23 protein-coding genes are annotated in these 24,797 nt (G+C 63.3%); 7 read left to right on the top strand and 16 right to left on the bottom strand.

Going from position 1 to position 24,797, the window contains the following annotated elements; all coding sequences use genetic code 11:
• The first annotated feature begins 20 nt into the window (after window positions 1-20).
• The 4 genes from H8B14_RS19340 to H8B14_RS19325 all read left to right on the top strand — a co-directional run bounded on the left by H8B14_RS19340 (window position 21) and on the right by H8B14_RS19325 (window position 2,230).
• Window positions 21-863, top strand: a complete 843-nt coding sequence (locus tag H8B14_RS19340) for a GNAT family N-acetyltransferase (RefSeq protein WP_187317322.1) — start codon at window positions 21-23, stop codon at window positions 861-863.
• 107 nt (window positions 864-970) lie between these two features.
• Window positions 971-1,348 (top strand): ArsR/SmtB family transcription factor, encoded by a 378-nt coding sequence (locus tag H8B14_RS19335; protein ID WP_187317321.1) that lies wholly within the window; start codon window positions 971-973, stop codon window positions 1,346-1,348.
• Entirely contained in the window at window positions 1,345-1,974 is a 630-nt protein-coding gene (gene merTP, locus H8B14_RS19330) for a mercuric transport protein MerTP (RefSeq protein WP_187317320.1), read from the top strand. The genes H8B14_RS19335 and merTP overlap by 4 nt, the downstream gene beginning before the upstream one ends.
• Before the next feature lie 10 nt (window positions 1,975-1,984).
• A complete protein-coding gene (locus H8B14_RS19325) occupies window positions 1,985-2,230 on the top strand; it encodes a GDCCVxC domain-containing (seleno)protein (RefSeq protein WP_187317319.1) in 246 nt (81 codons plus the stop codon).
• 10 nt (window positions 2,231-2,240) lie between these two features.
• Here H8B14_RS19325 and H8B14_RS19320 read toward each other — a convergent pair whose 3' ends face one another.
• Both H8B14_RS19320 and H8B14_RS19315 read right to left on the bottom strand, forming a co-directional pair.
• Complete coding sequence (locus H8B14_RS19320; protein ID WP_187317318.1) at window positions 2,241-2,687, bottom strand: DUF5990 family protein; 447 nt, start codon at window positions 2,685-2,687, stop codon at window positions 2,241-2,243.
• A 95-nt stretch (window positions 2,688-2,782) separates the two neighbouring features.
• Complete coding sequence (locus H8B14_RS19315; protein WP_187317317.1) at window positions 2,783-3,145, bottom strand: DUF3703 domain-containing protein; 363 nt, start codon at window positions 3,143-3,145, stop codon at window positions 2,783-2,785.
• A gap of 190 nt (window positions 3,146-3,335) precedes the next feature.
• Here H8B14_RS19315 and H8B14_RS19310 point away from each other — a divergent pair, with 190 nt between their 5' ends.
• Window positions 3,336-4,319: a lipid A deacylase LpxR family protein gene (locus H8B14_RS19310; protein ID WP_187317316.1), complete on the top strand. Its 984-nt coding sequence runs from the start codon at window positions 3,336-3,338 to the stop codon at window positions 4,317-4,319.
• A 275-nt stretch (window positions 4,320-4,594) separates the two neighbouring features.
• Here H8B14_RS19310 and H8B14_RS19305 read toward each other — a convergent pair whose 3' ends face one another.
• From H8B14_RS19305 to H8B14_RS19245, 13 genes are all read right to left on the bottom strand, one after another.
• Window positions 4,595-5,323: a DUF305 domain-containing protein gene (locus H8B14_RS19305; RefSeq protein ID WP_187317315.1), complete on the bottom strand. Its 729-nt coding sequence runs from the start codon at window positions 5,321-5,323 to the stop codon at window positions 4,595-4,597.
• A 58-nt stretch (window positions 5,324-5,381) separates the two neighbouring features.
• Complete coding sequence (locus H8B14_RS19300) at window positions 5,382-6,110, bottom strand: DUF305 domain-containing protein (protein WP_187317314.1); 729 nt, start codon at window positions 6,108-6,110, stop codon at window positions 5,382-5,384.
• A 12-nt stretch (window positions 6,111-6,122) separates the two neighbouring features.
• Window positions 6,123-7,544: a dihydrolipoyl dehydrogenase gene (gene lpdA, locus H8B14_RS19295; RefSeq protein ID WP_187317313.1), complete on the bottom strand. Its 1,422-nt coding sequence runs from the start codon at window positions 7,542-7,544 to the stop codon at window positions 6,123-6,125.
• Between the two features lie 46 nt (window positions 7,545-7,590).
• Entirely contained in the window at window positions 7,591-8,487 is an 897-nt protein-coding gene (locus H8B14_RS19290) for a cation diffusion facilitator family transporter (protein WP_187317312.1), read from the bottom strand.
• Window positions 8,484-10,745, bottom strand: coding sequence for a heavy metal translocating P-type ATPase (locus H8B14_RS19285; RefSeq protein WP_187317311.1), 2,262 nt, complete (start codon window positions 10,743-10,745; stop codon window positions 8,484-8,486). Before H8B14_RS19285 ends, H8B14_RS19290 begins: the two co-directional genes overlap by 4 nt.
• A 48-nt stretch (window positions 10,746-10,793) precedes the next feature.
• Window positions 10,794-11,408 (bottom strand): hypothetical protein, encoded by a 615-nt coding sequence (locus tag H8B14_RS19280; protein WP_187317310.1) that lies wholly within the window; start codon window positions 11,406-11,408, stop codon window positions 10,794-10,796.
• A gap of 5 nt (window positions 11,409-11,413) precedes the next feature.
• Window positions 11,414-11,743 carry a YnfA family protein gene (locus H8B14_RS19275; protein ID WP_187317309.1) on the bottom strand — a complete coding sequence of 110 codons (330 nt, stop codon included), beginning with the start codon at window positions 11,741-11,743 and terminating at the stop codon, window positions 11,414-11,416.
• Window positions 11,744-11,786: 43 nt separating this feature from the next.
• Window positions 11,787-12,965: an efflux RND transporter periplasmic adaptor subunit gene (locus tag H8B14_RS19270; protein ID WP_187317308.1), complete on the bottom strand. Its 1,179-nt coding sequence runs from the start codon at window positions 12,963-12,965 to the stop codon at window positions 11,787-11,789.
• A gap of 34 nt (window positions 12,966-12,999) precedes the next feature.
• A complete protein-coding gene (locus H8B14_RS19265) occupies window positions 13,000-17,403 on the bottom strand; it encodes a CusA/CzcA family heavy metal efflux RND transporter (RefSeq protein WP_187317307.1) in 4,404 nt (1,467 codons plus the stop codon).
• Window positions 17,404-17,598: 195 nt separating this feature from the next.
• Window positions 17,599-17,928: a DUF6660 family protein gene (locus H8B14_RS19260; RefSeq protein WP_187317306.1), complete on the bottom strand. Its 330-nt coding sequence runs from the start codon at window positions 17,926-17,928 to the stop codon at window positions 17,599-17,601.
• Between the two features lie 80 nt (window positions 17,929-18,008).
• Window positions 18,009-18,479: a hypothetical protein gene (locus H8B14_RS19255; RefSeq protein ID WP_187317305.1), complete on the bottom strand. Its 471-nt coding sequence runs from the start codon at window positions 18,477-18,479 to the stop codon at window positions 18,009-18,011.
• A 27-nt stretch (window positions 18,480-18,506) separates the two neighbouring features.
• A complete protein-coding gene (locus H8B14_RS19250; protein WP_187317304.1) occupies window positions 18,507-19,394 on the bottom strand; it encodes a transporter in 888 nt (295 codons plus the stop codon).
• Window positions 19,395-19,475: 81 nt separating this feature from the next.
• Window positions 19,476-20,840, bottom strand: coding sequence for an Nramp family divalent metal transporter (locus H8B14_RS19245; RefSeq protein ID WP_222840661.1), 1,365 nt, complete (start codon window positions 20,838-20,840; stop codon window positions 19,476-19,478).
• Between the two features lie 538 nt (window positions 20,841-21,378).
• Here H8B14_RS19245 and H8B14_RS19240 point away from each other — a divergent pair.
• A complete protein-coding gene (locus H8B14_RS19240; RefSeq protein ID WP_187317302.1) occupies window positions 21,379-21,960 on the top strand; it encodes a TetR/AcrR family transcriptional regulator in 582 nt (193 codons plus the stop codon).
• A gap of 63 nt (window positions 21,961-22,023) precedes the next feature.
• Window positions 22,024-22,791, top strand: a complete 768-nt coding sequence (locus tag H8B14_RS19235) for an MBL fold metallo-hydrolase (protein WP_187317301.1) — start codon at window positions 22,024-22,026, stop codon at window positions 22,789-22,791.
• Window positions 22,792-23,143: 352 nt separating this feature from the next.
• On the opposite strand, the gene H8B14_RS19230 is transcribed toward H8B14_RS19235, so the two are convergent.
• On the bottom strand, window positions 23,144-24,073 hold the full coding sequence (locus tag H8B14_RS19230) for a replication initiation protein (protein ID WP_187317300.1): 930 nt from the start codon (window positions 24,071-24,073) through the stop codon (window positions 23,144-23,146).
• Window positions 24,074-24,797 lie beyond the last annotated feature (724 nt).

The following is a 24,797-nucleotide window of genomic DNA, read 5'->3' as shown; positions in this document are numbered from 1 at the left end:
AAACACCCATACTCTTTCAAATGGCAAAGCTTTTAACGTTTACGCACTTTCAAGACTTCCTGGACCATAACCAAAAGCATCTGGAAGCGCACTTTTACGTCTACTTCCACGTGTTTAAGCTGCTACCCCGGCTGCGAAGCAAGGAATCAGGCGTTTTCAACGCTTACAACATCGTGGACGAAGACGGCCACCAAATAATAGCCCTGCACGTCACGGGTAGTTATTATCTGTTCAGCTTTGGGTGGACGGCCCCGATGCTGGACTTATTGGCTGCGCAGGTAGATGTTGGCAACTGCAAGCAGGACTTTCAGTTTCTAGGGCAGCGCGACTTGATTGTTGAGCTACTGCAAAGGCACGACTGCCAGTGGCGGGTGTTCAAGGAACGGCTCGTCTACCAATGTGATGAAGTGTTGGGCAAAAGCCATGTACCTAATGCCAGCGTTGAAAATGGCAGCTTGGAGGACGTGCATGCGCTGACTGAAATGACGCTAGCGTTTGATGCGGACGAATATCCCGACAAGCCTTCCCGGGATGAGGACAAGGCGTTTGGGCAGGTGCTGTACGGAATTGAGAATAATGGCTTGTTCGTGGTCAAAAGTCAAGGCGAGGTCTGCTGCATGCTGCAGGTGATGGAAACCGAGGAGTTTAATAACCCCCTGCTGGGCAGCTTGTACACGCTGCCGGAACACCGGAATAAAGGGTATGCTTCCTTGCTGCTGAGGACAGTGACCAACGGGCTGTTGCAGCACAGGGCTGAGGTTTGCGGTTTGCTCTCAGATATCACCAATCCCGCTTCCAATAAAGCTTTTATAAACGTGGGGTACCGTCCCATCTACCATTGGGTTAATGTCATAATGGGCTGAACCAGTCGATAGATTAACCGGCATAAACTTATTGGCGGGACGATAAGGGAGACGTATTTTAGCGTTTGCTTAAATAAGAAAACACTACCTTTGTTGAAATTCAGGTTATGACCTCACCTACTTGCATTCGGGTTTTTGCTGATACTGCCCACATTGAACAGAGCAAACACCGCTTGGCCGCCGCCGAGCCGGAGCTGCAGTCACTGGCAGCCGTGTTGGCACTGGCCGGCAACGAGGTACGCCTGAAAATGCTGTTTCTGCTGCTGGACAAGCAGCAGCTGTGCGTGTGTGACTTAGCCGACGTGCTGCAGATGAACGTGTCGGCCATCTCCCAGCACCTGCGCAAGCTCAAGGACGGGGGGGTGATACAGGCCCGCAAAGTAGGGCAAACGGTATTTTACTCGCTGTCGGCGGCGCATTTGTCCGTGCTGCAGCCGCTGCTGACTCCGGCATCCACCTCTGCTTCCCTCACACCTGCCCGATGAATTCCACACCCGCTACTCCCACCAAGTCCCTGGCCGGCACGGGCCTGCTGGCCGCCCTCGCCGCTTCGCTGTGCTGCATTACCCCGCTGCTGGCCATTGTGGGCGGGCTGGGCGGCGTGGCCAGCACGTTTGCCTGGCTGGAACCGTTGCGCCCCTATCTCATTGCCCTGACCGTTGGCGTGCTGGGCTTCGCTTGGTTTCAGCACCTGCGACCCGCGCCCACGGCAGCCGATGACTGCGGCTGCCCCGTGCCGGCCAAGCCTTCGCTGATGCAGTCGCGAGGCTTTCTGGCTACAATCACCGTGCTGGCCGCGCTGCTGCTGGCCTTTCCCTACTACGGAGCGCGGTTCTACCCATCGGCAGCTCCCCAGCCCGTGGTGGCCACCAGCGCGGCCCCGGTGCTGCAAACCAGTTCCTACCGCATCGGCGGCATGACCTGCGAGGCCTGCGCCCGCCACGTCGAGCACGACGTGCAGCAGCTGCCGGGAGTGCAAAGTGTGCAAGTGTCCTACGAGCAGGGCACTGCCCAGGTCCGCTTCAATGCGGCCGTAACCCCGGCAGCCAAGGTCGAGAAAACCATCAACGGCACGGGTTATTCGGTGCTGAATCCTTCCGCCACCCGTTAAGCGCCTTTCCATGATTCCAATAACGCCTTCTACCCCCGCGCCCACCGTGACGCTGACTTCGGTGCTGACTTGCCCGGTGTGCCAGCACGCGCAGGCCGAGCAGATGCCGACCGACGCCTGCCAGTGGTTTTACGAATGCACCAGCTGCCACACGGTGCTTAAGCCCCTGGCCGGCGACTGCTGCGTGTACTGCTCCTACGGCACCGTGCCCTGCCCGCCCATCCAAACCGCCGGCCCGAAAGGCTGCTGCGGTTAAGCGGCCCGGACTAGCGGGCAAACGCCGGCGCAAGAACCCAGCCGTTGCCCAGCAATCGCACGCTGGCGCACGCCGGGCCGCCATCCCGGGCTTGTCCGTGGATGGAAGCCTGCAGGACAAGTCCGGGGCTGCTCAAGGTTTGCTCCAGCATCTCGGGCGTGAGCGTAGGCAACGGAACTTTCGCCCGGCGCGTCCAGCACGAATTGACCTGACCAGCGGAGGTGCCCGCATTCACGTAAAGAAACCGTCCGCTTACCGGGCCTTGCACCCCCGGTCCGGTGAGCCGGGGCTGCACTTCGCCCTTAGGAAAGCTAACCGTCAACGAAACCTCGAAGACGAGCCGCTCCGGGGTCCACACCACCGGCAAAATCAGTTCTCCATTCCCCTGCTGCACGGCCATCTGCACACCCACGGGCGCATCAAGTACCTGCAGCTGAAAAAGTAGGAGTTGCTTCATGTCAGCAAGGTAGAGCTTTCATGGACTACCATTCGCCCCTTGATTAGATGGGGCACAAACCGCAAGGGGCTTTTGCGCTAACGCATGCCTTTAGGCTAAGTGTATTGGGTCAACAGATGCTGCAGGTCGGCCGGAACGGGCATGGGCTGCTCGGCTTTGACGTTGGCACCCCCGGTATTGCCCGTAGGCACTTGCCCGACTAGCGAGCCCAGAAAGCCAAACACGATGCGGGGCAATTGCCCTATGATTTCGCGCAGGTTTCGGGTGCGCAGGCCGTGCAGCAGCATAAGCAGGTGCACGTGCGTGTGGGACATAGCCCAACGCTGGCCCAGCACGTGGGCCCGCTCCAAATGATGAAACGCACCGGCCGCGTCCTGCCGGGCGTAGGCCACCCGGGCGGCCTGCAATTCCCGCTGAAAGTGAGGCCGCAGTGACGGAGGGAGACGAAGGGGGTGCATGGCTTTGGAAAGTAGAGAATTACGTAACAAAAATAACTGTTAAGTAAGGCAGCACCGCTGAAATTCCGTGGTCCTACCCCGGACTGGGCCCACCTCATGGCGGGCAAGGTTTCCTCGATATTCCCTTGAGCCCGCAACCCAAAACGGATGCCTGTGGCGTAGGTATCGTTGCTAATTTAAAGCCTTTGTCATGATGCGTGGTCTTTGCGGGGTAGTATTCGTGCTTGGGCTCGTGCCACTGGGTGCCCAGGCCCAGCTCCCCACGGACAGCACCCGGGTCAGCGAAGACCGGTTGCTTGAATACTCCTTTGCCAACGACGCGTTTCTACGAACCGACTACTACTACACCCAAGGCATGACGTTGCTGCTGGTAAGCCCGGGCCTGCAACGCTCCCCGGTGAACCGGATTCTGGGGCCGGTGCCGGCGGGTAGTACCCTGCACCACGGTATCCGCCTGCACTACGACGGCTTTACGCCCCTGCGCATCCAGGACCCCTCTATTCGCGTTGGGGACCGGCCCTACGCCTCCTACATCTTCGCCGACCTGCTGCGCGTGGCCACGCACCCCGGCCGGCGGCTGCGGTTGACCACAGCCCTAAACGTGGGCATTCTGGGTCCGCCAGCGGGCGCCAAAGGCTTCCAAACCAAGTTTCACGAACTGCTCGGCGCCCCGACGCCCCGCGGCTGGGACTACCAGGTGCAAACCGACGTGGTGCTGGGGTGCGAGGCCCGGCTGGAGAAGCAGCTGCTGGCCCTGGGGCGAGTGGCCGAACTCAACGGTTCGGCCAGTGCTTCGCTGGGGACGCTGCAAACTTACGCGGCCGCGGGCACTACCCTGCGGGTGGGCTGGCGCCAGCCCACGTTCGAGGGGCTTGGCGTCGCAAGCCGGGCAACTCGTTGCCCGCACGGACGGGTGCAGGCCTACGGGCAGGCGCAGGTTGAAGGCCGCTTGGTAGGCTACAATGCCACCCTGCAGGGTGGGCTCTTCAATCGCCGCAATCCCTATGTGCTGCCGGCGTCGGCCGTGAGCCGGGCGGTGGCGCAGAGTACCGGCACGCTGGGACTTGGCTACGCGGGCGTGCGCGTGGAAACGGCCCTGACCTGGATTTCACCAGAGTTCACGGGCGCCCGCACCCACCGATGGACCACCATCAGCATCCGAGTGGCTTTTTAAGGAGCCTTCTTCTGTAGGGGGTAGCCGCTGCCAGGAGAACTTTCGCTGCCACCCCACCCAGTGCCACGCTGGCCGCCTGGTCGTCTAGGTATAGCTCGCGCCGCTCCCGGGCTTATTGCCCGTAAAACTGGCCCAGCAAGACCAGAACGCCGACGAAGAGGTAGATGCCCATGCGTTGCAGCTTCAGGGCGGGCTTATGGTGTTCACACATGCCGGCCTAACACAGTTGGGCGGGATTCCGTTGCATGCCCTCTTGATTGTGCCCGCTAAGAGGCTCACCGGGCCTTGGCCGGGTGCTGCCTGAGCCACGCCCGAACCTGGTCAATCTCCCGCTGCTGGTCAATCAGGATAAGGTAAGCTGTTTTTTTGAGCCCTTCGTCGCGGCCCAACTCCAGCTCGGCCCGGGCCAGGGTGATGGAGTTTTCGTGGTGCGGAATCAACAAGGTCGCGTAGTCACGGTCGATGTCTCCGGTGCCGGCGTCCTGCCGCTGCTCCTCGACTTTCGCCGGGGGGGCGGTCCGGCTGGTGTCGCCGGCGATGAGCCGGTGCGCCGCCGGGTGCAAGCCCTTGGTGGCCGCTTCCAGCAGCTCCCCCAGCTCGTGGGACTGCGGGGTGTGCTCCGGATAGGTGGGCGGCTGGTCCAGGATGCGCTGAATGGCCGAGTCCAGGCCGGGAATCAGCTGCTGGTGCGCCCGGTGAATGTCGCGGGCCAGGGCGCGCAGCGTAGCATCTCGCCCGTGCTCAAGCTCCAGGGCCGACATGGACACGGCGGCCTGGTGGTTTTCCCGCATGAGCCGGGCAAAGTACAGGTCCAGATTACCGGTGCGGGGCAAAGCCTGGGAGTGCTCATCCATCGTGTGCAGGGCCTGCATCATGGTGGAAGGCACTTGCGCCATGTGCGCGTCCTGCGTCTCGTCGGTTTTGCGGCCGCAGCCACTCAGCAGCAGTCCTAGGAGCGACAGGACCGCGGCGAGTTTGAAAACAGACAAAGCGGGGGCAAACATGGCCGGAAGATAAGCTGGGGAAAGGCTGGAAATGAGGGAAAGGCAGTTTGGGCCGGGTTTAGTTGGTCACCCCGGCGGGGTTGCTTTTCAGCCAGCGCTGAAATTGCTTGATTTCCTGCTGCTGGTCGCGCACGATGCGCCGGGCCGCATCACGCAGCTCGGCGTTGCGGCCAAACGCCAGCTCCGCCTGGGCCAGGGCTACGCCGCTGCGGTGGTGCAGCTCCATCAGAGTGGCAAAGTCGGCGTCGGGGCTGCCGGGCAGAGTCGGCACCTGGCGCAGGGGGGCCAAGGCCGCCGCAATGCGGCGCACGAACGGGTCTTTGGCGTTGCCCGGCCGGTACTCCTGCCCGGCGGGCGGCTCGCGTTTGAGAGCCAAGGCGAGCACGTGGGTGTCTTTTTCGTGGCTTTTCACCACGTGCTTGGCCATGGCCCGCAGGGTAGAGTCCTTGCCCCGCGAGATTTGCACGGCCGCCAGGCGCTGGGCCCCGGCGTGGTGCACAATCATCAGGCTGGCAAAGTCTTCGTCCCAGCAGCCGATGCGCCGCACGGCATCCAACTGGCGGACCATGAGCTGCAGGGAGTCGGCCAGATTCGGAGGCGCGACCGGGACCGGAGCAGGCCGGGGCTTGTCGTGTATGTCGGCTTCGTGGGCCGCTGAGTCGGTGGGCTCGGAGTTGCAGCCGCTCACGGCCAGGGCCACGAGCAGGGCCGCGAGCAAACGCGCCCCGTCGCACTGGAAGCGGCGGAGCAGGGTGCCGGGGAATGGGGCAAGCAGGTTGGAAGGCATGGCAAGCGGGAGTTACATGTTTAAGGCCCCGATGCCCGCCGCGTTCAGGCTCGCTTCTTTGAAGGCTTCGGCGTAGGTGGGGTGGGCGTGCGACATGATGCCCACGTCCTCGGCCGACCCGCGGAAGCTCATCACGGCTACGGCTTCGGCAATAATGTCGGCGATGCGGGCGCCTATCATGTGCACGCCCAGGATTTCGTCGGTGCCGGCGGCGGTGAGCACCTTCACCAGCCCCTCCGTATCGGCCCCGGCCAAAGCCCGCCCCGAGGCGGAGTAGGGAAAGGTGCCCACCTTGTAGGCGGTGCCACTTTCCTTGAGCTGCTCTTCGGTGTAGCCCACGCCGGCTACTTCGGGCCAGGTGTAGACCACCCCCGGAATGAGCAGGTAGTTGACGTGGGGCTGGTGGCCGGCAATGCGCTCGGCCACGAACACGCCCTCGTCGGAGGCTTTGTGGGCCAGCATGGCCCCGCGCACCACATCGCCTAGGGCCCAGATGCCGGGCACGTTGGTTTGCAGCTCGTCGTTGACTTTTACGCGGCCCTTCTCGTCCAGCTCCACGCCGGCCGCGGCCAGGTTCAGGCCGTCGGTGTAGGGCCGGCGACCCACCGACACCAAGCAGTAGTCGCCTGCCAGCTGCAAGTCGGCGCCGCCGGCCGCCGGGGTAGCTGTCAGCTTCACCGTCTCTCCTTCCCGCGTCACGGCCGTGACCTTGTGGGAGAGGTAAAACGCCAGCCCCTGCTTTTTAAGGGAACGCAGCAGCTCCTTGCCCAGGGTGCGGTCCATGGTCGGGATGATGGCGTCGGTGTATTCCACCACCGACACCTGGCTGCCCAGCCGGGCGTACACCGACCCGAGCTCCAGGCCAATAACGCCGCCGCCCACGATAATCAGGTGCTTCGGCAGCTCACGCAGCGCCAGCGCCTCGGTGCTGGTGATGATGCGCTCCTTGTCCAGGGTGATGAAGGGCAGGGTGCTGGGTTTGGAGCCGGTGGCAATGATAATGTTCTTGGCCGTCAGCTGCTGCCCTTCCCCACCGCCCCCGTCGCTGGGCGCCACCTGCACGGTGGTAGCGTCGACAAACGAGGCCACGCCTTGAATGACGTCCACCTTGTTTTTCTTCATCAGGTACACCACGCCGTCGCACACCTTGCTTACTATCTGGTCCTTGCGCGCCATCAGGCGAGGTAAATCGGCGCGCAGGTTGTCGGCGTCGATGCCGTGCTCGGCAAACTGGTGGGTGGCTTTCTGGTAGAGCTCGGTGGATTCGAGCACGGCTTTGCTGGGGATGCATCCCACGTTGAGGCAGGTGCCGCCCAGGGTGGGGTACTTCTCGATAATGGCCGTTTTCAGGCCTAGCTGGCCGCAACGGACGGCCGCGATGTAGCCGCCGGGGCCGGAGCCGATGATGAGAACGTCGTAGGAAGCTGCGGACATGAGCGGAGTTGGAGCGAGTGAAGGGTGGGAAAGCAGTGGTAGTGTTCTACAGGTGAGTTTCGTGTTGGGCGAAGTCGCCGCGTTCCACCTGAATGGTAGCGTGCTGCACGGCGTGCTTACCGGTCACGTAGGCGTGGGCGCGGGCCAGCACGTCGTCGTGGGTGGCACCCTCGGCCAGCACCACGTGGGCGCTGAGGGCGTTGACGCCCGAGGTGAGCGACCAGGCGTGCAGGTCGTGCACAGCCGCCACGCCCGGCTCGGCCAGCAGGCCCTGGCGCAGGGCTTCCAGGTTCACCTCGGCCGGGGTGCCTTCCAGCAGCACGCCCACGGCCTCCTTGAGCAGGGTCCAGGTGCGCGGCAGAATGAACAGGCCGATAAGGGCCGAGAGCAGCGGGTCGGCGTAGTACCAGCCGGTGGTGAGCATGATGATGCCCGCCGCGATGACGCCGATGGAGGTGAGCATGTCCGAGAGTACCTCGAAGTAGGCGCCTTTCATGTTCAGGCTCTCGTCTTTGCCCTGGCGCAGCAGGTACATGCAGTACAGGTTGATTACTAACCCCGCCCCGGCAATCCAGAGCATGGAGGTGCTTTCGACCTTGGGCGGGTCCAGAAAGCGGAAATAGGCCTCGTAGAGAATGTAGAGCGAAATCAGGATGAGCACCACCGCGTTGGTGAGGGCCGCCAGGATTTCAAAGCGGTAGTAGCCGTAGGTTTTCTCCGGGGTGGCCGGCTTTTCGGCGAAACGGATGGCCAGCAGGGCCAGCCCCACGCCGGCCACGTCGGTGAGCATGTGGCCGGCGTCGGCCAGCAGGGCCAGGCTGCCAGTGAGGTAGCCGCCGATGACTTCGGCCACCAGGTAGGCCAGCGTTAGGAAAAACACGATGGTCAGCTGGCGCTTGTTGCGCGAAGCGGCACTGCCGCTCATGCCGTGGGCCCCGCTCATGCTGATGGACCGGAATGATGGTGCGGGCCTTCGCGCAGCTCGCGGGGCATGGACTCAACGACCGACAGGTTTTTCTGGGCCAGTGGGGCAGCAGGCGCAGCCGGTGGCGTACCGCCCGTGCCAGGCGTGGCGTAGTCCATGCGCTGGATGCGCACGGCGTTGAGAATGGCCAGCAAGGCCACGCCTACGTCGGCAAACACGGCTTCCCACATGGTGGCCAGGCCGCCGGCGCCGAGGATGAGCACGATGCCCTTCACGATAAAGGCCAGCCAGATGTTCTGCCACACCACCGAGTGGGTGGCGCGGGCAATGCGCCGGGCGGTGGCAATCTTGCTGGGGTGGTCGGTCTGAATGACGACGTCGGCCGTTTCGATGGTGGCGTCGGAGCCCAGGCCGCCCATGGCAATGCCCACGTCGGCCAGCGCTACCACGGGGGCATCGTTCACCCCATCGCCCACGAAGGCCAGCTTGCGGCCCGCGTCCTTGTATTCCTGCACGTAGCGGGCCTTGTCTTCGGGCAGCAGCCCGCCGTGGGCCTCGTCAATGCCCAGCTCCTTGGCCACGCGCTGGGTGATGCTGTCCTTGTCGCCGGAGAGCATCACGATTTTGGTGATGCCGTCGGCGCGCAGCTCCTGAACCGTGCGGGCGGCGTCCTCTTTGGGTGAGTCGGCCACGGTGACGTAGCCGGCGTACTTGCCATCCACAGCCGCCACCACGATGCTGTCCAGAATCTGGTCAACTTCAGTAGGATAAGGCACGCTGAATTTGGTCAGCAGCTTGGTGTTGCCGGCCAGCACGTCTTTGCCGTCCACTTTACCGCGCATGCCGTGGCCGGAAATCTCTTCCACGTTCTCCACCGAAACGCCCTGCACCGCCGCGCCCACGTGCAGCACCACGGCCTTGGCGATGGGGTGGGTGGATTTGGTTTCCAGCGCGCCCACCAGCCGCAGCAGCTGCGCGGACTCCAGGCCCGGCGCGGGCTGCACCTGCTGCACGGCAAATACACCCTGGGTGAGCGTGCCGGTCTTGTCCATGACTACCGTGTCGAGCTCGCGCATCACGTCCAGGAAGTTGGAGCCTTTGAAGAGAATGCCCGCTTTGGACGCGGCGCCGATGCCGCCGAAGTAGCCCAGCGGAATGCTGATGACCAGCGCGCAGGGGCAGGAGATGACCAGGAACACCAGGGCCCGGTAGAGCCAGGTGCGGAACACGTAATCGTCCACCACGAAGTAGGGCACCAGCACCAGCAGCACGGCCAGGGCCACCACGATGGGCGTGTAGACCTTGGCGAACTTGGTAATGAACTGCTGGGTCTTGGCCTTGCGGCCCACCGCGTCCTGCACCATGGCCAAAATGCGGGCCAGCTTGGTGTCCTTATAGCCGGCCGTCACGGCCACCTGAATCAGGCTCTCCAGGTTGACCATGCCGGCCAGCACGGCCTCGCCGGCCTGCTTGGTCTGGGGCACGGACTCCCCGGTCAGGGCGGCGGTGTTGAAAGAAGCCGGGCCCTTGGTCAGCGTGCCGTCCAGGGCCACTTTTTCGCCCGGCTTCACCTCGATGGTGTCGCCGACTACTACCTCCTTGGGGTCGAGCACCAGCGGCTGCCCGTTGCGGATGACGGTGACTTCGGTGGCCTGGATTTCGAGCAGGGCCCGGATGCTGCGCTTGGCGCGGTTCACGGCCGCGTCCTGAAACAGCTCGCCCACGGTGTAAAACAGCATCACGGCCACGCCCTCCGGGTACTCCCCGATGGCAAAGGCCCCGAGCGTGGCGATGCTCATGAGCAGAAACTCGTTGAACACGTTGCCCGAGGGGATGCTGAGCACGGCGGCTTTCATCACCTTCCAGCCCACAAGCAGAAAGGCCACCCCGTACCAGGCCAGGCGCACGTATTTAGTAAACCAGGTTACGTCGTAGTAGTCCAGGGCCAGGCCGCCCAGCAGCAGGGCCAGGGCCACGCCGGGCCACAGGTAGGGGTTGGCACCCACCGGGCCGTGGTCGTGGTCGTCGCCGCTGGCGTGGTCGTGGCCGGCGTGCTCGTCGGCAGCCTGGCCGGCCAGGTCCACGACCTTTTTGCCGGCGGGGTGGTCGTGGCCTTCGTGGTCGCTGTGGTCGTGGCCGGGCACGTCGTGGCCTTCGGGCGCGGCGGCGGCTTCGGGCGTGAGCTGGTCGCGGCTCAGGGCGCCCACGTTTTCGAGCTTCGCCTGCTTGGCGGTGTTGAGCTCTTCGTCGGTGTTGGGGGAGGTTGGGTCAGGCATGGGAATAAGAATGTCAGGGGTAAGAGTAAGGCGGCGGGCAGCCCGGGGCTACCAGTCCACGAAAAAGCCGGCCACGCCCACCAGCACGAGCACCGCGCCGGTCAGGCGCCGCTCGTGTTGGGCGAGCCCGTCCACGTTGAGGCGGCCCAGGCCGCGGTGGGCCAGCGCTACCAGCGCGCACATGGCCGACACGGAGGCCAGCAGGTACACGCTCATGAGCAGGGCCAGCGCGGCCGGGCCGTGGGTGCCGGCGGCCAGAAAGAAGGTCTGGATTTCCAGGCAGGGGGCCAGGAACATGGTGGCGGCCAGCCCCAGCACCACCCGCCGGCGCGGCGTGCGCTGGCGCACCGGCCGCGGGTCGGGGTGGGTGTGGCCGGGCCCGGAAAAGGCGTACAGCACGCCAATAACGATGAGCAGCAGCGGCGCCACCCAACCGGCAAACTGCTCGAAGCGGGCCGAAAGGCGCCAGCCGAGCAGCCCCAGGGCCAGCCCGATGCCCACGGTGCTGAGCACGTGGGCCAGCCCGGCCACCATCGTCACCCCCACCGCCCGCCGCAGGGGCCAGCCCTCGGCGCGCGCCACGGCCAGCACGGGCGCCCAGTGGTTGGGAATGGCGGCGTGCAGCAAGCTGAGCACCAAAGCACCGGTGAGGAGTTCCAACATACGAGTTACGAACGGGGCCAGAACAGGATAACGGCCAGGCCGAGCATGATAACCGTCCCGCCCAACACATCGAACCGGTCGGGCCGGAAGCCGTCGAAGTACCAGGCCCAGGCAATTGACATGACGACGAACACGCCGCCGTACACGGCGTAGGTCTTGCCGAAAGAAGTGGATTGCCACGTGGCCACCCAGCCGTACGCGACGAGCAGCCCGGCCCCCAGCAATCCTACCCAGGCCGGACGGTCCGCTTTGAGCCACTGCCACATCAGGTAGCCGCCCCCGATTTCGCAGAGGCCGGCGAGAAAAAACAGGAACAGGGGCTGCAGGTAGCTCATCGGTTGGGATAAGGTGGATTGAACGCGTTTGCCGGCCGCGCGGCTATTCTTCCTCTTCGGCGTTTTTCATCTTGGCCAGCAGCGAGTAGGCGCCGTCCGTGACGAAGGTGGTCGTGGCCGCCACTCCTTCGGGCAGGGTGACTTCGGTGAAGTTGTCCTCGCTGCGGCCCAGGGTTACCGGCACCAGGCGGTAGCGGCCGGCGGCTTCCACGGCAAAGGCGTAGTTCTTGCCCTCGAAGCGGACCAGGGCCGCGTCGGGCAAGGTCGGGGCCTGGGTGCGGCCGGTTTCAATCAGGGCCCGCACGTAGAGGCCGGGCAGCAGGGCGGGGTCGTTTTCCTGGTCCAAATGGCCGTGCACGCGCACCGTGCGGTCCTCGCCAATGGCCTTACCGACCAGGTAGACGCGGGCCGTGCGCTCGCGGCGCGAGCCGGCGGAGTCGCTGGCCAGCGTAAAGCGAATGAGTTGGTTCTTCTGCACCCGGGCCACGTCGCGCTCGAAGACGGTAAGCTCCACGTGCAGGTGCTCAGGGTCCACGATTTCAAACAGGGCATCGGTGGCCGTCACGGCCTGCCCCACCGTGACGTTGACCGTGCGCACGAAGCCCGCCCGCGGGGCACGGAGGCTGGCCGTGGTGACGATGCGCCCACCCACGGGTAGGCCGGCCAACCGCAGCCGGGCCGCCTGGGCGTTGGTTTGCACCTGCAGGGCCCGATAATCGGCCTGGGCGCGCTGGTAGTTTTTCTGGGGGGCTACTTCCTGCTCGTAGAGTTCTTTTTGGCGGGCCAGCTCGGTGCGGGCGTAGTCGAGGCGGGCGCGGGTTTCGAGGTAGTCTTGCTGCAGGGTCACGAACTCGGGGTTGCGGATGGTGGCCAGCACCTCGCCCTTGCGCACGCGGGCCCCCTGCAGCAGCTCCGTATTCTCCACGAAGCCGCCCAGTGGGGCCGTGATGTTGACGGTGCTTTCTGGGGGCACGTCCAGGGTGCCGGTCACGGCCAGCCCTGCGCCCATGGGCCGATCGGTCAGGCGGGCGGTTTTCAGGCCCGCGGCCTGCTGTTCGGCCGCGGAGAGGGTCACCATATCGGAAGCTTCTTCGGCTTCACCGGCTTCACCGGATTCCTGGCCTTTGGCAGCGGGTTCGGCCTCCGCGGTTTCTTTCTTGTCAGCACCGCAGCCGGCCAGGGTTAGGCTGAGCAGCAGGAGTAGGGATGCAATCTTATTCATGGAAATCGGGTCAAGTCAAAGAGTGGATGAGACTTTACTGGGCGGCAGTGCCGAGCAGGTAGTCCAGGTCGATGGCGGTTTGGTTGTGCTGGAGCAGGGCGTCGAGGTAGGCCGTGCGCACGCTCAGGGCACGCTCCAGGTTGAGCAGCAGCTCGGAGTAAGTGGTCTCGCCGGCCTTGTAGGCCCGCTGGCTCAGGCGCACGATGACGGCGGCCTGGGGCAGGCCGGTCTGCTCGTAGAACTGCACCCGGCGCTGCTGCTCCGCCAGGCGCAGGCGCAGCTCATCGAGCTGGGCGGCGGCTTCGGCCTGGTAGCGCTGATAAGCGGTGGTGGCGACTTGCTCCTGCAGCTTGGCGGCCTGCACGCGGGCTTTCTGAGGGCCGCGCAGCAGTGGGATGGCCACGCCGGCCTGCACGCTCTGGAACCGGTCGCCGGTGCCGTAGGTCTGCGCGCGCCCGTCCACCTCGTAGGTGCCCCGCAGCGACTGGTTGGTGTAGCCCACCGTCACCTGGGGCAGCCCTTGGGCTTGCTCCACCCGGGTTTCGGCGCGGCGCTCGGCAATCTGCTGCTGCAGCACCCGCGCCTGCGGGGTGGCTGCTAACGTTGCCGTATCCACGGTTCCCCCGGGGGCGGGCAGCAAGCGCAGAACGCTGTCGGCAATGGCGACGGGCCCGTTGGTTTGCAGTAGGGCCTGCAGCTGGCGCTGGGCCACGGCGTAGTCGGCCCGGGCCTGGGCCAATAGGTTCTGCGTCTCGCCTTGTTGAATCAGGGCGTTGGCGGGCTCCAGGCGGGCCACCTCTCCGGTTTTGAAGCGCAGCTGGGCCGCGCGCAGAAACTCGGTATAGATGCTGTCCTGCCCGCGCAGGGTGCGCAGGCGGTGCCGGGCGTGCACGGCCCGCTCGTAGCTCAGGCGCACCTGCCGGCGCAGTTCAGCCTGCACCTGGGCCAGTTGCTGCTCCCGGCCCCCAATCTGGGCCTGGCTCAAACCAGCCTGGGCCCGGTAGTAGCCGGGCAGGGCCAGCGACTGGCCGATGCTCAGCACGTTGTCGGAGAGCGGGGAGTTCACCTGGCCATAGGTACCCAGGATGGTGGTGCGGCCCACGTCGAAGGCCGTACGGCGTAAGGCCTGCTGGGCTTCCAGGGCGCGCTGGGCTCCCTGCACCGTGCCGTTGGCCTGCAAGGCTTGACCCACGGCCTGGGTGGAGGTCAGTGGACCCTGCGCCCGGGCGGGCGCGGCGGCCAGCAATCCACCCAGCACGAGCAACACCAGCGACACCGGCACGGCCGGCGTGCGCTGCGGCTGCTCTTCTTCCTTGGCTTTGCTGTTGCGCTCGGACAGGGCGTAGAGCACCGGTAAGACCAGCAGGGTCAGCAGCGTGGCCGTGACCAGCCCGCCGATGACGACGGTGGCCAGTGGCCGTTGCACTTCGGCCCCCGCCGACTGTGACAAGGCCATGGGCAAAAAGCCCAGCGAGGCCACGGTGGCCGTCATCAGCACCGGCCGCAGGCGCACCTGGGTGCCTTCCAGAATGCGGGCAAACACGTCGGTGCGCCCTTCCTCTTTGAGCTGGTTGAAGTAGCCGATGAGCACGATGCCGTTGAGCACGGCCACGCCGAACAGCGCAATGAAGCCCACGCCGGCCGAGATGCTGAAGGGCATGCCCCGCAGCCAGAGCGCCAGCACCCCGCCGATGGCCGAGAGCGGAATGGCCGTGAAAATGAGGATGGACTGCTTGAACGATTTGAACGTGAAGAACAAGAGCACGAAAATCAGCAGCAAGGCTACCGGCACAGCGATGCTGAGCCGCTCGGAGGCCTTGCGCAGGTTTTCGAACTGGCCGCCGTAGGTGGTGTAGTACCCTGGCGCGAGCTGCAGTTGCTGGTCCACTTTGCCCTGCAGCTCGGTCACCACGCTTTCCACGTCGCGGCCCCGCACGTTGAAGGCCACGGTGATGCGGCGCTTGGCGTCATCCCGCTGAATCTGGTTGGGGCCTTCCAACAAGTCCACCGCGGCTACCTGCTCCAGCGGAATCTGCTCGCCGCCGGGGGTGGCCACCAGCAGCTGACGCACGTTGCCGATATTCTGGCGCAGTTCGGGGGCCAGGCGCAGCACCACGTCGAAGCGGCGCTCCTGCTCGAAGAGCTGGCCGGCGGTCTGGCCTGCAAAGGCGGTTTGCACCGTGCGGTTCACGTCTTCGGCGTTGAGGCCGAAGCGAGCCAGGCGGTTGCGGTCGAGCTTGACCACGATTTGGGGCAAGCCGGTGACCTGCTCCACGTATACGTCCTCAGCCCCTTCGACCTGGCGTACCAGGCGGGCGGCCCGCTCGGCGTAGGAGGCCAGCTGCTGCAGGTCCTCGCCGTAAATCTTCAGCACCACGTCCTGCTTGGCGCCGCTGATAAGCTCGTTGAAGCGCATCTGAATGGGCTGCTGGAAACCGAAGGTTACGCCGGGAATCACGCTCAACGCCTCGGCCATCTTGCCGGCCAGCTCCTCCTGGGTTTTGGCGGAGGTCCACTTGTCCTGGTCTTTTTCCAGAATCACCATCACGTCGGCCGCCTCCACGGGCATGGGGTCGGTGGGAATCTCGGCCGCGCCGATTTTGGCCACGACCTCCTTGACTTCGGGAAACTGCTTCTGCAGGATGGCCCCGGCCTGCAGGCTCCGGTCCACGGTGTAGCTCAGCGAGGACCCGGTGAGGGTGCGCAGCTCAATGGCAAAGTCGCCTTCCGAGAGCTGCGGGATGAACTCCCCGCCCAGGGTGCGGAACAACAGGATGGAGCCCACGAACAGCGCCACCGCGGAGGTGAGCACTACGGCTTTACGCCTCAATGCCCATTCCAGCAGCGGGCGGTAGCGGGCTTCGAGCCAGCGCATCATGCGGTCGGAAAAGTTGGGCTTCACTTCCGTCGAGCGGCTCAGGGCCAGCGCCGACATCATGGGCACGTAGGTCAGGCTCAGGATAAACGCGCCGATGATGGCAAAGGCCACGGTCTGGGCCATGGGCCGGAACATCTTGCCCTCGATGCCGACCAACGCTAGCAGGGGCAGGTACACGATGAGGATGATGATTTCGCCAAACGCCGCCGAGGAGCGGATTTTGCTGGCCGCGTGGTAGGTTTCCTCGTTCATCTGGTCGGTGCTAAGACGGTTGCCCGGCACCCGCAGCTGCCCGCCGTGCAGGCGGTGCACGATGGCTTCGACGATGATGACGGCGCCGTCCACTACCAGGCCGAAGTCGATGGCCCCGAGCGAGAGCAGGTTGCCCGACACGCCGAACAGGCGCATCATGGCGATGGCAAAGAGCATGGCCAGCGGAATGACCGAGGCCACGACCAGGCCGGCGCGCCAGTTGCCCAGAAACAGGATGAGCACGAAGAGCACAATCAGGGCGCCCTCAATCAGGTTGGTTTTCACCGTGCCAATGGCGCGGCCCACCAGCTCGGAGCGGTCCAGGTACACGTCGATGGCCACGCCCTCGGGCAGGGACTTCTCCACCGTCAGCATGCGGGTTTTCACATCCTTGATGACGTCGTTGGCGTTGGCCCCCTTGAGCATGAGCACGATGCCGCCGGTCACTTCGCCCTCTCCGTTACGAGTCATGGCGCCGTAGCGCACGGCCGAGCCCAGGCGCACGTCGGCCACGTCGCGCACGAGCACGGGCAGGCCGCCTTCAGTATTGCGCACAACGATGTTGCCCAGGTCAGCGGCGTTTTCGGCCAGGCCCTCGGTGCGAATGAAATAGGCGGTGGGCTTCTGGTCGAGGTAGGCGCCGCCGGCGTTCTGGTTGTTGCGCGACACGGCCTGGTACACCTGCTCGGTGGTGACGCCCAGCGAGCGCAGGCGGGTGGGGTCGAGCCGGATTTCGAACTGCTTGAGCTGGCCGCCGAAGCTGGCCACGTCGGCCACGCCGGGCGTGCCTAGCAGCTGGCGCCGCACGATCCAGTCCTGAATGGTGCGCAGCTCGCGGGCGTCGTACTTCTTCTCGAAGCCGGGCTTGGCGCGCACCAGGTACTGGTACACCTCGCCCAGGCCGGTGCTGACCGGGGCCATTTCCGGCCGGCCGATGCTCTCTGGTATTTGACTCTCGGCTTCGCGCAGGCGCTCGGCCACCTGCTGGCGGGCCCAGTAGATGTCCACGCCGTCCTCGAAGACGATGGTCACGACCGAGAGGCCGAAGCGGGAGAAGGAGCGCACTTCCTCGCGGTTGGGGATGGTGGCCAGGCTCTGCTCGACGGGGAACGACACGAGGCGCTCGATGTCACTGGCCGCTAGCGAGGGAGCCACCGTGTAGACGACAATCTGGTTGGTGGTGATGTCGGGTACCGCGTCAATCGGCAGCCGGCTCAGGGAATAGCCGCCCCAGGCCACCAGGGCCAGGGTCAGGATTCCGATAATGAGCTTGTTGTGAATGGAAAAATGAATCAGCCGGTCAAACATCCGTTGCTGTGGGGGTTAGGTCTAACACTTTCGAAAAAGACCCTGCGACCCGGCGGTTCCGGCTGCTAAAGCGGGAACGGCGGGGATGGAACGCACCCGGGAGCCAACGCCACGCGTTGACAAGCTCCGACGGGTCAACTCCGCTCGGGAGTTGGCCGCCCGGAGAGGGTGGTCAGCAGGAAAAAGAGGAAAGGGTTAGGCCTGGGGCGGCTGCCACACGGCCCCGAAGTCCCGGGTCGGAACGCCCACAATCAGCCGGCCGTGTTGGGGGCTGCTGCCCCACTCGGTCACCTGGGGGTACATGGCCAGGGCGCCACTGGTTAGCGTTACCACTACCCCGCCGCAGCAGTGGCACTGGCAGAGCGGCGAGCACCAGTCGCCCAGCGCGTCCGTGCTGCAGTCCGAATGCGTGGCCGCGGCCACCGTCGATTGGGCCTGGTCCTGGCACACGGTCACCTCGTCCGTGCAAGTCATGCAGGAGAGCAACGCGAAGTAGCAGGCAAAAAACAGGCTGAGCAGGCGCATGATGCGGCGAAGGTAACAATTCCCGGGGGCCGGAGCTGCTTTTACCGCTAATCGCCGGCGAAGGTTCCCTCTCCAGCCCATTAGTTGGATTGGCTAACCTTCGGGTGAAGCTCCAGGCCCGCACTCCCCGTTTGCTGAAAGACAACCAGGGCATTCTCCCAGTGCGGAGTACCGAAAGCCCGCAGCAGCGGGACCAGCGCCGGGGTCAGGGCAAAGTGCAGCCGGGGACTGGTGCAGGCCAGCGTGGGGTTGTCGGGGTTGCGCAACACCAGGCCCGTGGCCACCAGCGGCCGCAGCACCTGTTCGCGCATGAGCAGGAACGAGTGCTCGGTGGATGCTTCGCGCCAGCCGTATGCCGTGCGCATGAAGTCGCGAATGCCGCGGGCCATGCCCTTGCGTTCGTCGCTGGCTGCGGTCCACGGCGTGTCCGGGCCTACCCCGGCCAGGGCCAGCAGGGTCAGCCCGGCCAGCTTGCTGCGCAGCGGCGCGGGCAGGTCCAGGGCCGTCAGGATGCGCTGGGCGTCGGTGATGCGGGCGTGATAGATTTCCATGGCCGGGCCGGCAAGAGGCATGAACTGCTAGCGCCGGAAGCTACATCCGAGAAAGTACGTGGTGGGCGTGTCTTTGGTCAGGGCCAGGTTGATGCCCGTGTCCAGCTGCAGGTTCTCGCCCAGGCGCAGCACGGGCCCGCCGTTGAGCGTGGCGCTCCAAGCGCGGCCCCGGGTGTCCCAGGCGGTGGCAATTTCCACGAAGCCCCCCAGGGTCTTGTACAAATCGTGGCCCACCGTTAGCGTGGGCGCCAGCTCCAGGAAGTGCTCCCGGGCTTCGCTGTCGCGGTTGAAAGTGGCCTGAAACTGCGTGCCCAGGGTAAAATCGTGGGGCAGCTGCACCGAGAACGGCGTAACGATGCCGCCCTCCCAGGCGCCGTTGCCGCAGCTGCGGCCCGTGGGCAGCTTCACGAAGGGCATCAGGGCAAAGGCCGTGGGGCCCCCGTCGTTGCCCCACAGGTTGCGCTTGAGCCGCACGGTCACGTCGCCGAAGCCCGCCCGCCGGGTGCCCGTGTCGCCCTCGCCCTCCGTCTGCACGGTGTAGGACTCGACCACTACCTGCAGGTCCACGTTGTGGGTGAGCCCCATTTTCAGGTTGGCGTGGTTGAACCCCAGCTCCTGTTGCGCAACCGCCTGCCCCGCTAAGCGGGAGCGGCCCAGGCGCAGCACGTCGGTTTCCAGCTGGAAGTGGCCCGCGTCCACCGAGTAGGCGCTTTCCGTGGCGTCGGGCCGGTCGGTGCTCAGCGGCCGCATCAGGGCCCCGGGCACGGGCTTGAACAAGGTGTAAACCCGTTTGCGGGCCCGCAGCGTGTCCACGCCGGCGGGGTCCGGGGCGGGCAGCCCGGTGGGGGCTTGCGCCAGCGCGGACAGGCCACCGGTCAGCAGCAGGCCCAGGGAGAGAAGTCGAAATGCACGCATAGAACACCGGAGCTAAAAGGCAAGGAGAGGGCGTCCCGGGACCAGGGCCCCGGCGAAACCAACCAGTAGCCAGGCGTTAGCCTAGCCGAAAAAAGTCTGCACGAGCAGGTACACGTTCAGGGCGATGATGATGCCCGACACGGTCCAGGCCGTAGCGTTGACCAGCAGGCCGTTGGCAAACACGCCCATCTTGGCCCGGCTGCTGGTGAAGAGCACCAGCGGCACCACGGCAAAACTGAGCTGCAAAGACAGAATCACCTGGCTGAGCACCAGCAGCTGGCCGGTACCCTTCTCGCCGTAAATGAGCGTTACAATCAGGGCCGGTACCACGGCAATGCTGCGGGTAACCAGGCGCCGCAGCCAGGGCTTGAGCCTGATGTTGAGGAAGCCTTCCATCACAATTTGCCCGGCCAGCGTGCCGGTGAGCGTGGAGTTCTGGCCCGCCGCCAGCAGGGCCACCGCGAAGAGCATGCTGGCCGCGCCTGCCCCGAGCACCGGCGTGAGCAACTTGTGGGCGTCGTTGATGTCGGCCACGTTGTACATGCCCGTCTTGTGGAAGGTCGCGGCGGCCGTGACCAGGATGGCGGCGTTCACGAAGAAGGCCAGAAACAAGGCCACCGTCGAGTCGATGGTGGCGAACTTGATGGCCATGCGCTTGCCGGGCTCGGTCTGCTCAATCTGGCGGGTTTGCACGATGCTGGAGTGCAGATACAGGTTGTGCGGCATCACGGTGGCCCCCAGTATGCCGATGGCGATGTAAAGCATCTGCGGGTTGGTCACCACTTCGGGGCGGGGCACCAGCCCGCCGAGCATGGCCATGTAGTCCGGGTTCGAGACGATGATTTCGTACACGAAGCAGCCAAAGATGATGACGATGAGGCCCGCCACGATGCTCTCAATAACCCGAAAGCCCTTGTTCTGGAAGTAGAGCACCACCAGCACGTCGAGCACCGTGAGCACCACGCCCCAGCTCAGGGGCAGACCGAAAAGCAGGTTCAGGGCAATGGCCGAGCCAATAACCTCGGCCAGGTCGCAGGCGGCGATGGCAATTTCGCAGAGCACCCAGAGCACCATGGCTACGGGCTTGGAGTAGTGGTCGCGGCAAGCCTGGGCCAGGTCGCGGCCCGTGACGATGCCCAGCTTGGCCGCCAGGTGCTGCAGCAGCATGGCGAACAGGTTGGAAATTAAAATCACAGACAGCAGGGTGTAGCCGTAGCGCGAGCCGCCGGCCAGGTCGGTGGCCCAGTTGCCGGGGTCCATGTAGCCCACGGCCACCATCAAACCGGGCCCCCAGAAGGCAAACAGCTTGCGCCAGAACGAGGCGCTGGCCGGCGGCACCTTGATGGAAGCGTACACTTCGCGCAGCGAAGGCGCGTTGCGCGGCTTGCGCCAGCCGGGCTCGGCGGCGACCGGGGCCGGCGTTACCGGCAGCGGCGCCGGGGGCATGAGTAAAGTTTCCATAGCAGGAGGGATAGGGTGAGCCGGCAAGGTACAATATTTAGGCTGCCCTAAATATTTATTTAAGGTAGCCTAAATACTCATTTTGCTGCTCAATGGTTTGCCTACTCGCTAAGAAATGGTTTGCGTCAGGATAGCCCCTGCGAAACCGTCCAGTTGGTATTTTGCCGGAAAGCTGGTTTCCGGCAAAACAGCACGGCTTTTAAGTATGTAGTTGACGTTTGCTGCCTGCTTGTGGCCGAGTCTGTTGTCTCATCGCGTCCCGACGACAGGGCCGAACGCCAGCGAAACCAGAGCCCCTGGCATGGTACCCACTCTTTATGAGCTCATCCTCGCTGAGTTTGGCCTTGGTTAAAAGTTTGGTACAAAAGTTAAACGAGTGGGGGCTTCTGTGCGGGCTAGACGCAACCGGCAACGTGTTGCTCCCTTAATCGCCTGTCGGAACTAAGTTTTGGACCGAACGGTTCTTAATCGTAACTTGCCGGCCCAAAGTCAGTCCAGCCCGCTTTGCTCACCTCACCAGCTAATGTCACGTCCCCAGGAATTTGATACCACGGAAGCGCTGCACCAGGCCATGCGGGCGTTCTGGCGCAAGGGCTACGAGGCGACTTCCCTGACCGATTTGCTGGCCGCCACGGGCCTGAGCAAAAGCAGCCTCTACGCCACCTTTGGGGGCAAGCGCGACTTGTTCCTTGCGGCTTTTGACGCCTACCGGCAGGCCCGGGCCCGCGACGCACACCGGGTGCTGCAGCAGCAGCCCGCCCGCCGGGCCATCGAGACCTTTTTCCACTCGCTGTTTGCCGACGTCAATTCAAACGAACCCTTGCTGGGCTGCATGAGCATCAACCAAGCGGTGGAACTGGCCCCGCACGACCCCGCGGTGCGGCAACGAGTGGTCGAGGACTTGCAGCAGATGGAGGAAGTATTGACCCAAGCGATTGAACGTGGCCAGCAGGATGGCTCGGTGGCCAGCCCGCGCCCGGCCCGGGAGCTGGCCCGGCTCCTGGTGTTGGCTTTCCCCGGCTTGCAGGTCATGGCCCGGGCGGGTTATCGCCGCCAGCAGCTGGACGACGCGCAGCAGCTCCTCTTTACCTGTCTGGACAGGTAGCTCTTTTTTTTTGCCTTTTACTGGACCAAACAGTCCTGAATTTTTCACTTTACCCCACTTCTCATGCAGCTTCAACTGGTTCGCCACTCAACGCTTCGCCTGGACTACGCCGGCGTTAAATTTCTCATTGACCCCATGTTCGCCGACCAGGGCGTCTTCCCCGGGCTGCCCGGCACCCCCAACAGCCACCTGAGCAACCCCACCGTTGGCTTGCCCGGCCCGGTGCAGGACTACACGCAGGTCGACGCCGTGGTGGTCACCCACACCCACTTCGACCACTGGGACGAGGCCGCCAGTGCCCAGTTGCCCAAGCACCTGCCCGTCTTCACCCAGCACGCCCAGGACCAGGCGCTGATTCGCTCGCAGGGCTTCACCGATGTGCGCCTGATTCAGGGCGCTACTTTCAACGGCGTTTCGCTGACCCAGACGCCGGGCCAGCACGGCAGCGACGCCGTCATGGCGGTTGCGGGGGAAATGCTCGGGCAGGTTTCCGGCGTGGTGTTTACGCATCCCGAGGAGAAGACGCTCTACATCGCCGGCGACACGGTCTGGAACCAGGACGTGGCCAACAACCTGCGGCAGTACCAGCCCGAGGTGGTGGTGCTCAACGCGGGCGACAACCAAATCACCGGACTCGGCTCCATCGTCATGAATCAGGAGGATGTCTACGCAGTGCACCAGGCGCTGCCCCGGGCCACGCTCGTCTCCACCCACATGGAAGCCACCAACCACGCCACGCTCTCGCGCCAGCAGTTGCGCGCCTTCGCCGCCGAAAAGGGCATGACCAACCAGGTGTTGGTACCTGCGGACGGAGAAGCCTATTTCTTCTAATGCCGGTCGTATAGTTCGGGAATCAAATCCTGACGACTGACTGCTCTAACGGGCAACAACAAAGCGTTTCCATCGCAAGAAGGAAACGCTTTGTTGGCTTTGGTTAGGAACCCCTTAATTGTCCCGGTTAGCCTTTGTACTAAACTTTTGACCAAGGCCGAGTTTGTGGCATTGACTGTATAGGTAATCAGCCTTCCCTAGCTCCTTGGTTTCCATTGTTGAGGAAAACGGGACGCTCCACCGTGCCAAGACGGCATGCCGGACAACGAGCGTCCGCCCCACTCAGCTACCATGAGATACCAGTTCCGTTCTCTGAACAGTTGGGCAACATACAAGCTCCTTCCCTGTCCTACTAGCGCAAGCCTTGCATCTTCAGAAACAAGCCACCCGGATTTTTGGTAGCCTTGATTTTATCAGTCTTCAGCTTGTAGATAAAGGCAAACAAGGCATCCACGTGCTTGGGCGACTGCAGAATCTCCTGCACCAGCTTGGGTTCGGCAATACCTAGGGTTTCGAGGTGTTTGCGGGCCAGTTGCATCTTGGCGTCGTCGGCCTCCAGCTCGAAGGGGATAGGCAGTTGCTGAGGTACCTGGGTGTTGACGTAGAACTTGATGCTTTGGAAGGAGCGACCCTTTTTCAGGAGCTCGTACTTGATGCGCAAGTCGGTGTGCTCGTTTATCTGCGTCGTGGCCACGTCGAGCACGTACTTCTGCAAGGAGGAAATCTGGGCGTACTGCTCGGGCTCTTTACCAGCTGGGTCCTTGAGCTTGAGCATGCCCTTGAACTCATCCAGGGAGTAGGTCTTAGTCTCCCCGATGTCCTTCCACTGCGAGGCCAGCTGGTAGATGCGCTTGGCGTACTTGCTGCTCAGGCTAAAGGCAGCCTGCAGGCGGTAAGACGTGAAGTTGCTCTTCAGGTCAATGAGGAAAGGCCGCATGCGCTCGGATATCTCCAGCTCAATGGTGCCCTCGCCCTTGCGGTACAGCGCCGAGGCCAGCAGACTCACCTGCAGCAGGGTTTTGCCGGTCTCGATGTGATAGACCCGGCTGTTGAGGTTCTCAGTGGATTCGAGCAGCTGCTTGTAGTTCCAGGTGCGCCCGGTCATCTCCATCAGCTCCTGGACCCGGATTTCGTAGATGGTGCCGGCCTTGTCCTGCTTGGTGAGCTTAGAGAGGAGCGAGAAGACGATGTCCATCTCGCAGGCACTCATCTCGTAGCGGGCCGTCGTCAGCGCGTTATGCTGCCGAATTTCTATCGGGACGGTGGATTCGGGCGCGGCCATACGCAGCTACTGGGGTGATACCAAGCAAACATACGGCTTAAATCGGAAACTAATAGAGCCAAATCCTGAATCTATGAGCAGCCGGAATGCCTGTGGTGGTGCTGACTTATAAAAGCTATTAGTTAGACTTATGAAACCTATTAGTTAGCTGGTCGCGAGTTTTCGGCGAGGCTTATAAAAGCTATTAGTTAGACTTATAAAAGCTATTAGTTCGCAGCCGGTCAGAAGGGAGCTTCAGGAGCGTTGTTTCACCAGTGACTTATAAAATCTATTAGTTCGCCAGCATAGGGTGTAATGATAGCCATGGATTCCACCTCTATTAGTTAGCTTATCAAAGCTATTAATTTGGCTTATGAAACCTATTACCCCGCTTATGAAACCTATTACCCCGCTTATGAAACCTATTAGTTGGCTTATGAAACCTATTACTAAAGCCGCTTAAGATACTGAGGTACAAAAAGTTGCGAGCCCTGCAAATACCTTAAATACTTAAAATACTCACAAGCTTGTTGAAGCTAGAGTACAAAAGCTTATAAAGTGGTGGTTTAGGGCGATACCCGAACGAAAACAACAAAAAAGGGAGTCTAAACAAGCACAAAATGGGATTGCACTTTTTAAAGAATTTTTTACCTTTTTCTACTATTTAGAACATTCCTGTATACCTCAAAGGTAACCTATAAACCATGCGGAAAGCTCAATCAGGGCTCATTAATAGATTTTATAA

Origin of the sequence: Hymenobacter puniceus (assembly GCF_014333525.1) — a bacterium.
Lineage (GTDB): Bacteria > Bacteroidota > Bacteroidia > Cytophagales > Hymenobacteraceae > Hymenobacter.
This window is presented reverse-complemented; position numbering and strand designations above follow the sequence as displayed.